An 8,245-nucleotide genomic window follows, 5' to 3' on the forward strand; every position below is an offset into this window, starting at 1 on the left:
AAGTTGTAGGGGCATTAAGTGCGGCAGCGATGGCGAACAACGGCACAGATGCTTATCAAGGGGCTGCGACGGCGAAAAGTGCGGTTGAGAATAACTTTTTTGATATTGTTTTAAATAATCCTCAAAGTAATTGGCAAGCTATTGCAGAAGGAGAAAAAATTAAAAAAGCTCAAGATGATGCAATCAGGGATTATGTTAAGAAAGAGAATCCTATAATTTATCAAACAGCTGAAGGAGCATATTATTTTATAAGTACAACAGGAAAAGCGATTCATGTAGCTAGAGAAATTATTATTGATCTTGCTCCTATGATGATTGCACCAGAAATGGCTACGGGTAAAAAAGTATACGCAGCAGTTTCAAGAATAGCTTTATCTGGTGGTGCTAATATCGCAGCTCAAAAATTAAGTGGTCAAGAGTTTAATTGGGCTGAGTTTGGGGGAGCGGTTGCATCAGGTTATATTTCTCCACATTTGAAAACAACAAAAGATGCTATTCGTTTTAATGCGGGAGTTGGCATGGCTGTCGGTTTGGCTAATGGGGGAGATGGACTGGAAGAAGCTACTTATTCAGGAGTTGCTACATATGCGGGAAGAAAGATATCAAATCCTCTCTGGTCTACAATAGCAAGTGAGGCAATTCAAAAAATACCAACAATTAATGAAAATATAAGTAAAAAACATGAATGAAAATAAATATGAAACGAGTTTTTTTAATATTATTTACTACTTTTATATCATTTAATATTGCAGCTATTATTTCTATTTTGAAACGACAAGGTTGGGATGTTGATTTTGATTTAACATTAAAAATACATTATGAAGTTTCAGTTTATGCACTAAAATGTGGATGTATAGGAGTTATAGTCGATTGGATTTCAAAAGATTGGTTTAAAAAATGATATTCTTATCGTGTTGGCGAAGTAGTTATGAGCCTCACGGTAGGCTGAAAGGCGGTATCTTTTATATTGAATTATTTCCTTGGGCTATTGGCGCAGGGGTTTTAACAAATTCAGCTAAATTGGGTGGTTATGCTATAAAAAACCCTAAAGCGACAGAAACCTTTATCGCAGGAAGCATTTCGACAGGCTATGATATTTATAATGGAACAGTGTCTTATGAAAAAACATTAGCTAATTATACTTTGGCGGGGATGAGTGCCGGAAGGACATGGGGACAACAATTATCCATTAATACTATCTACAATGGATTGATTTTAGCGAATGATAAAGAATTATCGGATAAGGAAATAGCTAAAGAAGGCGCTTCGAAGACAACTGGTATGATAGTATCTTTGGGATTGGATTTTGCATTGAAAAATAAATCACTCTCATCAGTAGAAAGACAGTCGATAACAAATATTATTGGAGGATATATTGAAATTAAAACAAATAAATCATCTATTTTAAATAAAGATTCTAAGGAGCGATTGCAATGATAAGATTTTTATATTTTTTGTTTATAATTTATATTGGGCTTTTGAGTGCGCATGTGGTATTCATTACTTTTGATTATATATATGATGGTTTTTTTGTTTTTTCTAAAGATGTTTTTTTTGATGTGATGAAGCCTGCATTGTATGGCGCTATTTTGCTATTTTTTATTAGCAAAATTACTGGTGTGGGTGATAAATAATCTATATTATACATGTACAATCGAATCTGATTTTTTTGACATGCTATTGGGCATAGGGTTAAGTAACAATGGTGAGCGTACAAACTGAGCAATGCAAAAATTGCAATTATTAATTAAGCCTAATGTAATAATGTCATTAGGAAATGAAATGGATGCTCATCCAGACTATTTATTAGAGAATGTTAAAGCCTTAGATGTAGACAGCTATAAAAATTTAAAAAATAGAGCTGTTGTAGGTGATAATTTAGATCATGATCATATACCGTTTTTTGCTTCATTAAAAACAGCAAAAGAAATAGAGTTGGGTCGGAAATTGTCTCCATTAGAAATAAAATAATTCTACTGCGATAGCTTTACCGAAAAAATCCATCAGGCTGGTCGAACTTATGGTGGGAAAAATACAGCTGAAACTATCATAAAAGATACTTATGATTTATGTTCTGCTCAGAAATGTGATTTATCAAAGATGAAAGAAAATCTATTAAGAGCAGGATATAATGAAGATTCAATTGATAAAGCTATCCAACAAGTAATAGATAGAAATAAATCGTATGGGATAAAATGATGAACTTAATTGGAGATATTAATACTTTTCTAGATTGTTTGGGTTTAGATGAAGGAGATAGTGATATTTTATCAGTAATAACTATCATCGCAATGGATTTTGATATCGAGGAATTAAATGATGAAGGAATAAATCAGCGTTATTATAAGTTTAATAGAAGAGGGGTGGGTTTCATTTTTGATAAAAATGGATGCTTTACTTTGAATGCGATATTTTTCCATGTTGAAGGTGATGATGAATATATGGCGTATCCTTTTCTAAATACCTTGGTAAACGGCATTTCTTATTTTTCATCTATAGTTAATGTAGTAAGTTTACTTGGTGCTCCAGAGAGGCAGGGAATGAATTGGGTTAGATATAAATTAGATGAAAAATATATTCATTTTGAGTTTAAAAATAAAATATTAAATATGATTACTATTTTTATTGACTAAAGTAATAAGTGTTTTTTCCAAGTCAATAGAAGAGCTAGTAACTTATTATTTTAATAAAAGTATTAGTGGAAAAGATTGCGGTATATTATATGAAAACAAGAGTGGATTTCTAACTTATTTTGTTTATTGTGATTTTATTTGATTAATAAATCATATTTAACAGCAGTGAAAACTTACCAGACTTTTGCTGAATTGATAGGACAGGTTTATGCGCCTGTGGCGTTAGATAAAATAACTGTTGGAGGTTTACCAAAAGGTCTTAGTGCAAATACAAAATTGCCTGTTATTAGTAATATTGAAGGATATAACTTAGAGAGGCTTAGTGTAGATTTAAATAAGCCAGGTCAAGTTTTTGGTGAAATAGTTTCAGGTATTTCAGGAAGGGTAGAGGGGGGTTATGATGCAACAGTGAATGGATCTTTACCCGCATCTATTGCAGAAACTTTTTCTGGAGGTAGATATGCTGTTATTAAGTTGGATGAAAACTTAAAGGCATATAGAACTTGGAGTCCAGGGCAGTCTAGAGAATTTGGTGCATTTTGGGCAGTAGATAAACCATTAGGCTCTCTACAATCAAGGATTGATTCAGCATTAAGACCTGAGTGGGGAAATATTGCAGGAACAAGTTTTTATTCTCAATCAAGTAGATATACGGAAATTATAATACCAAAAGGGACAGAAATTAATATTGGTGAAGTAGGTAGCCAGGGTGGTGCTTGGATAGGAGGTAAAAGCCAATTATTAATTAATGGCGGAGCTCGGAAGGAGTGGAAAATAGGAGAGGAGAGTTTAAAATGACAGTTAACTGTTTATGTAAATTACATGCTCGTTCGTTTATAGATTGGAATGATTATTTGGAGTTTAAAAATATATTAGATAGTCATGTTTACTTTAGAAAAATTCCAATAGAAAAAAATAGCTGATGTAGGATTAAATGAATATTGGTACAAATGCATAAAATGCGAAGTTGTATGGAGACTTATAGAACCAGATCCACCATTTATAGGATTGTGGGAGAAGGTTACTTAATAAAAAATTAAGTACAAATGGACGTTGTGGCGTTAAAATAGTTCGCAAGACAGTTGATATTGGCGATGTTATACTTACCTCAGGAAATAAGTCACTGGGAATAAAATATGAACCAATATATGGAAACAGTGATTATATTATTGAGGGTACAAAACCATCTACAAAAGGTAGCTTAATTACTGCACAGTATTATGAAAATCCTGGTCATCATGATCCTAAAGGATTAAATCAAGTTCAATATAATCGAACTAAGTCAGTGTTACCAGATAATCATATAGAACTTTAGTGGAATAAAAGCATTATGGCTTCAGATGGTAATAGATGGGCTGTAGAGAATATTAATGGTAAAAATGTATATCATCGCTTCCAAAATGACGGAAATGGAAACTTCCACTGGAACGGCTCTACCAATGGAAAAACAGCCTTTGGTGAAAATAGAGCTGATATAGGAAAAATTCCAGCCGAAATAACTAGAGAAAAGTGAGGTTAGCTACATGATACTAGAAAATAGGGCAAAGATTGCGGTAGAGCGGATGGTGTTTGTAAAAATAAAGTATTATTTCCTATTTATCTCTGGTTGGGTAATTATAGAATAGGAACGTTTGATGATAAAAAATACTTGCCGACATTTATTCATAGGTTAGAAAGAATGGTTGAATCTAATTTTCAACTGCTATTTTTAATATTATTTATGAATATGATAAAAAGATGATTTTTGATTTTTTATAAATAAAAATATTCCCAGTGATTTTTCTTTAGAACTCGGGGATTCTTTTGATGATTATTATATGTTTTTTTATGGTGAATTTGAAATTGTTTATGTTTTGTGGAAATTAAAGGATAAGACTTTTTTAGGTATAATGAATTTAACTCAAAAGATATTTTCTTGATTAAGCCGTCTATTAATAGTGTTGCTGATTTAATTAATGAGATAAGAGCATTGATTTATTATTGACTAATGGTGAAATCCCAAATAAGAATTTAGCAAATCATAATATAGGATAAGTGGTTGCAGTCAGCTTATTAAAAAATTTAACAATGAGATTAAAGAGCTGGAGAGGACGATTAAATGATATTAGGGGATGATGAATTCATTAATAAGGATTTTCTAATACAATTTGATATTATTGATAATAATGGATTTTTTTATTATGGTGTTTTTAATCTCATTATTCAAGAAAAAATATATCCGGCATACGGTACTAATTGGACGTTAAATTTAATTTCTGAATATATGAGCGGGTTATTAAAATTCAATGATTCTGATTTCTATTATTCATTATGTGATGATTTAAGTGCTGATTTTTTATTCAAGGAGGCAGTAACTTCTAGATTGGGGTATTTTTATGATAATCCAGAAGATATATATTCACATGAACAAATGAAAAAAAAATACCCCAATATTATAGGTGTGGAATTAGAGCTTTCCGAATTAAATGATACTGGATTGGAAATTTACCTTTTTAAAGGAAAAATTTCCGATTATATAGTTTTTTCTTATGACAATAGAGTGTATAAATATAAGACAGATATCAACAGCATAAAGAGATTGATAAAAAAACTATATGATATAATTAACATAAAAGCAAATTGAGAATTATAAAGCATATATAGTTAAGAAGAATTGTTTTGACCAATATGCCACCCAGGTCACTAACTTTTATAGATATGAAGCTAATATGGTTAAATGCACTGTGAAATAGTGCTAAATTAAAGTGTAAGATGTTTTTTAATGGCTGAAAAATTATTTTATAGAGCATGTTATATTTCCTCTGAATTTAGAAAAAATAATTATTGTAGTTATTTTAAGTATAATTGGCTCAACGTAAAATCGAATAATAACGCTAAGAACGTTAAATTTTAGGGGAAAATCCTGTTGTAGGAATTCCATTTGATAATAAGGGATTTCCTATTTTTGATAAATTTTCCAAGTATGAAATTCGCTTAGATATTGATGATTATGATTAACAAAATAGATTATTCTGTATTTGGTCGGGATTTAGGAGTAGCACCGGTTTATTGGGAAACCTATTTGTTGGGATTAGGCGGGAGAGAGGTATCAGCCACATCAAGCTTTATCGAGATTAATTTTTCAAAAGCAGTAGGAAAAGTCATTGGAAATGAAGTAGCGAAGAATGTTGTTATCGGTTCAGGTTTAAATGCCACCCTGCAAATAGCCGGTGGGCAGCCGTTTAACTGGTATGAGTTTGCGGGAGCCTGGCTTTCTTCAGCCATTACACCACAGATGAAAATAAAAACCGCTATTCGCACCAATATGGGAATAGCAATGGGAATCAGTTTAGTGAGTGGAAGCGATCCTTTACAGGGAGCTGGGTTGGCAGGGGCTGGGACTTGGCTTGGTAGCAAATTTAAAAATCCAATCTATTCAGTATTGGTATCTGAAACAATTCAAAAATATCCGGTAATTTCAGGTAAAAAGTATTCTTCAAAAGAAACCGGGGGCAATGATGATCAATAGCTCTCAGTTAGATAGAGTTTTTAAAATTTTTATAAATACATTTCTCTCAAGTCAATTGGGAGTTTTAGTATATTCAATTTCTGAAAAAGGAGTGGTGTTTTATTTTCAAAACATTATATCTATTAATATATATTTTCAAATATACGGTATTTTTTTTATCATTGGTTTAATTGGTGGTATTTTAAGCGGTGGGTTTAAGAAAAATACCTCTGATCATTTAATAAGAATTAATGGGCGTGAATATCTTGGGTTTATCGAGGTTTATGATAAGGCTGAGCGATTATTTTTGGAGGAAAAGAAGATATTTATTTAAAATCAGAGTGTGGCAAAAACCATAGGGGTGGAGAGGATTAATGTTTCAACTAAATATATTTTAACGCAAGAATGGATTATGCAATTAGGGGGCGGGAGGCTTTTGAAAAAATATAAAGATAAGAATGTATATTATCAATCGGCATATTATCCGAACTCATTAATAGATGGTTTAAAGAAATGATATTTTTTCATTGTAATAGCCGGTTAAAAACGAATAACATCAACCTGACCGCCAGCGAAGGCAATCTGGCTATTTTAGGCTCGACGCTGACGGTGCAAAAAATCGCCTTGGATTCGGCAAAAGAGATTAACTTGGAATCGGTACAAGACAGCTAAGTGGTACATTAATTGGCGATGGTACTCAAAGTGCGGTCGTGAGTGCTGAGATAGGGAAAAGAGCAGTTGAGAATAATTGGATTGCTTATATGTTGGAGAATCCAGGGGGGGGGGCTAATGAGATGTCGCTTTCATCATTGGCTAAAGAAAAAGAAGATGAAGCAAAAAAATATGGACAGGATATGGCTATTCCTCATTATGTTTCAGCTGAAGCTGGTATTTATAAATATGGTGCCAAAATTTTAGTAAATACTAGAACCGGAGATATATTTGTATCAAATTCAATATCTTCAATCTCGTTTTCGAGTGGGGTATCTATAGGTGCGGAAGTAGGTTGGATTTCTGGCATTAGAATATCAGAAGCTGGGAATAATCTTGGGGGGACAATTAATTCTGTATTATCTGGTCCAAGTTTTAGTAGTAAAGGATGTTATGGAGTCTATTGTATTGGCGTAGGTTCTACACCGCCTATTAGTAAATTTAGCAATACAAAACAGACCTTTGGCGTTGGATTAGGGGGTGGGTTCTCAATTGGTGGAGAATATTCCAGCCAAATCACAGGAGAGCGCTAATGAAAAAATTGCTATTTAGCGGTGTTTTTTGTCTGTTTATAATATTATCTTTATATGGTATTATTACAGGGAATATTAAAAAAAATTATATTTCACAAAGGGAAGGTGAAAAACTTATAGTTTTAATGAAGAATAAGTTTGGAAATAATATTTACTCCATAGATTCATTTAAATATCTCAAGATTAAAATTTATATAAATGGTAGAGTTGACCCTGAATTTTTACATGATTTTGAATATATTAGAAAAAAAGAAAATACCTTTTGTAAGAGGGGTAGTACGATTTTTATTGTTTATTTAGAAAATAATACACTCTTTAAATACGATTATAATTCTGGGGAATGTCAGTAAAGAGGACGGCTCGAGTACACAAAGTGCGGTATCAGGCAACATCAATCTTGAAGTCCGCAACGGCGAAGTGCCGACCGCACTTTCACGCAGCACGGAAACGGCTAACCAAAAAGTAAAAGCGTTCGATAAACAAGAGTACCAAGCGCGGCAGGAAACGGCGCAGGTGATAGGAGAGATAGCGAAAAACGGCATAGCCCTCGCCACTTATGAAGCGCGCATGGAGTCCGCCAAGTTGAAAGACCAAGCGAAAGAGGCGGAAAGAGCGAAAGATGAAGAGAAAGCAAAAATCTTAACGGCACAAGCGGCAGCCATGGACAAACGCCTTGATGACAAGTTTGGTATCGGCTCACCAAACGGACAATCGATAGCGGCGGTCACGGCGGTGTTACAGGGACTTGCCGGCGATAATATCGGGCAAGCAGTAGCGGGCGGCTTATCACCGTATGTAAACCAACAAATCAAAGCCCTGACCGAGGGCAATGAAAAGGCTAATATTACCGCCCACGCATTATGGGGTGCGATAGCCGCGCA

15 protein-coding genes are annotated in these 8,245 nt (G+C 33.4%); all 15 read left to right on the forward strand.

Annotated elements, in window-relative coordinates; translation table 11 throughout:
* Positions 1–689 (forward strand): VENN motif pre-toxin domain-containing protein (locus OA57_RS11635; protein WP_034618076.1); only part of this gene is annotated, 689 nt, incomplete at its 5' end.
* A gap of 8 nt (positions 690–697) precedes the next feature.
* Positions 698–901: a hypothetical protein gene (locus OA57_RS11640; protein WP_034618077.1), complete on the forward strand. Its 204-nt coding sequence runs from the start codon at positions 698–700 to the stop codon at positions 899–901.
* The gene (locus tag OA57_RS11645; protein ID WP_034618079.1) at positions 898–1,437 is read left to right on the forward strand and encodes a hypothetical protein; all 540 of its coding nucleotides are present in this window, start codon (positions 898–900) and stop codon (positions 1,435–1,437) included. Before OA57_RS11640 ends, OA57_RS11645 begins: the two co-directional genes overlap by 4 nt.
* Positions 1,434–1,634 (forward strand): hypothetical protein, encoded by a 201-nt coding sequence (locus OA57_RS11650; protein WP_034618080.1) that lies wholly within the window; start codon positions 1,434–1,436, stop codon positions 1,632–1,634. Before OA57_RS11645 ends, OA57_RS11650 begins: the two co-directional genes overlap by 4 nt.
* Positions 1,635–1,725: 91 nt before the next feature.
* Positions 1,726–1,971 carry a hypothetical protein gene (locus OA57_RS11655; RefSeq protein WP_152596755.1) on the forward strand — a complete coding sequence of 82 codons (246 nt, stop codon included), beginning with the start codon at positions 1,726–1,728 and terminating at the stop codon, positions 1,969–1,971.
* A gap of 224 nt (positions 1,972–2,195) precedes the next feature.
* Positions 2,196–2,633, forward strand: coding sequence for a hypothetical protein (locus tag OA57_RS11660; RefSeq protein WP_152596756.1), 438 nt, complete (start codon positions 2,196–2,198; stop codon positions 2,631–2,633).
* Between the two features lie 138 nt (positions 2,634–2,771).
* Entirely contained in the window at positions 2,772–3,431 is a 660-nt protein-coding gene (locus OA57_RS11665; protein ID WP_034618083.1) for a hypothetical protein, read from the forward strand.
* Between the two features lie 532 nt (positions 3,432–3,963).
* On the forward strand, positions 3,964–4,146 hold the full coding sequence (locus tag OA57_RS11670; protein WP_034618084.1) for a hypothetical protein: 183 nt from the start codon (positions 3,964–3,966) through the stop codon (positions 4,144–4,146).
* 585 nt (positions 4,147–4,731) lie between these two features.
* Positions 4,732–5,256: an Imm42 family immunity protein gene (locus tag OA57_RS11675; protein ID WP_034618085.1), complete on the forward strand. Its 525-nt coding sequence runs from the start codon at positions 4,732–4,734 to the stop codon at positions 5,254–5,256.
* 366 nt (positions 5,257–5,622) lie between these two features.
* A complete protein-coding gene (locus OA57_RS11685) occupies positions 5,623–6,141 on the forward strand; it encodes a hypothetical protein (protein ID WP_152596757.1) in 519 nt (172 codons plus the stop codon).
* Positions 6,128–6,454 (forward strand): hypothetical protein, encoded by a 327-nt coding sequence (locus tag OA57_RS11690; protein ID WP_034618089.1) that lies wholly within the window; start codon positions 6,128–6,130, stop codon positions 6,452–6,454. The genes OA57_RS11685 and OA57_RS11690 overlap by 14 nt, the downstream gene beginning before the upstream one ends.
* Positions 6,455–6,633: 179 nt before the next feature.
* Positions 6,634–6,792: a hemagglutinin repeat-containing protein gene (locus OA57_RS12655; RefSeq protein ID WP_152596758.1), complete on the forward strand. Its 159-nt coding sequence runs from the start codon at positions 6,634–6,636 to the stop codon at positions 6,790–6,792.
* A gap of 11 nt (positions 6,793–6,803) precedes the next feature.
* Positions 6,804–7,364 (forward strand): VENN motif pre-toxin domain-containing protein, encoded by a 561-nt coding sequence (locus tag OA57_RS11695; protein WP_235424675.1) that lies wholly within the window; start codon positions 6,804–6,806, stop codon positions 7,362–7,364.
* Positions 7,364–7,714: a hypothetical protein gene (locus tag OA57_RS11700; protein WP_034618093.1), complete on the forward strand. Its 351-nt coding sequence runs from the start codon at positions 7,364–7,366 to the stop codon at positions 7,712–7,714. Before OA57_RS11695 ends, OA57_RS11700 begins: the two co-directional genes overlap by 1 nt.
* 67 nt (positions 7,715–7,781) lie before the next feature.
* On the forward strand, positions 7,782–8,245 hold a 464-nt coding region (locus OA57_RS11705), incomplete at its 3' end, for a hypothetical protein (RefSeq protein WP_034618095.1).

Origin of the sequence: Chelonobacter oris, assembly GCF_000772535.1 — a bacterium.
Taxonomy (GTDB): domain Bacteria; phylum Pseudomonadota; class Gammaproteobacteria; order Enterobacterales; family Pasteurellaceae; genus Chelonobacter; species Chelonobacter oris.

Excerpts from the sequence above, each read along its gene's own strand:
- OA57_RS11640 (WP_034618077.1), top strand. The coding sequence starts at position 698 with ATGAAACGAGTTTTTTTAATATTATTTACTACTTTTATATCATTTAAT.
- OA57_RS11645 (WP_034618079.1), top strand. The coding sequence starts at position 898 with ATGATATTCTTATCGTGTTGGCGAAGTAGTTATGAGCCTCACGGTAGG.
- OA57_RS11650 (WP_034618080.1), top strand. The coding sequence starts at position 1,434 with ATGATAAGATTTTTATATTTTTTGTTTATAATTTATATTGGGCTTTTG.
- OA57_RS11655 (WP_152596755.1), top strand. The coding sequence starts at position 1,726 with ATGCAAAAATTGCAATTATTAATTAAGCCTAATGTAATAATGTCATTA.
- OA57_RS11660 (WP_152596756.1), top strand. The coding sequence starts at position 2,196 with ATGATGAACTTAATTGGAGATATTAATACTTTTCTAGATTGTTTGGGT.
- OA57_RS11670 (WP_034618084.1), top strand. The coding sequence starts at position 3,964 with ATGGCTTCAGATGGTAATAGATGGGCTGTAGAGAATATTAATGGTAAA.
- OA57_RS11675 (WP_034618085.1), top strand. The coding sequence starts at position 4,732 with ATGATATTAGGGGATGATGAATTCATTAATAAGGATTTTCTAATACAA.
- OA57_RS11685 (WP_152596757.1), top strand. The coding sequence starts at position 5,623 with ATGATTAACAAAATAGATTATTCTGTATTTGGTCGGGATTTAGGAGTA.
- OA57_RS11690 (WP_034618089.1), top strand. The coding sequence starts at position 6,128 with ATGATGATCAATAGCTCTCAGTTAGATAGAGTTTTTAAAATTTTTATA.
- OA57_RS12655 (WP_152596758.1), top strand. The coding sequence starts at position 6,634 with ATGATATTTTTTCATTGTAATAGCCGGTTAAAAACGAATAACATCAAC.
- OA57_RS11700 (WP_034618093.1), top strand. The coding sequence starts at position 7,364 with ATGAAAAAATTGCTATTTAGCGGTGTTTTTTGTCTGTTTATAATATTA.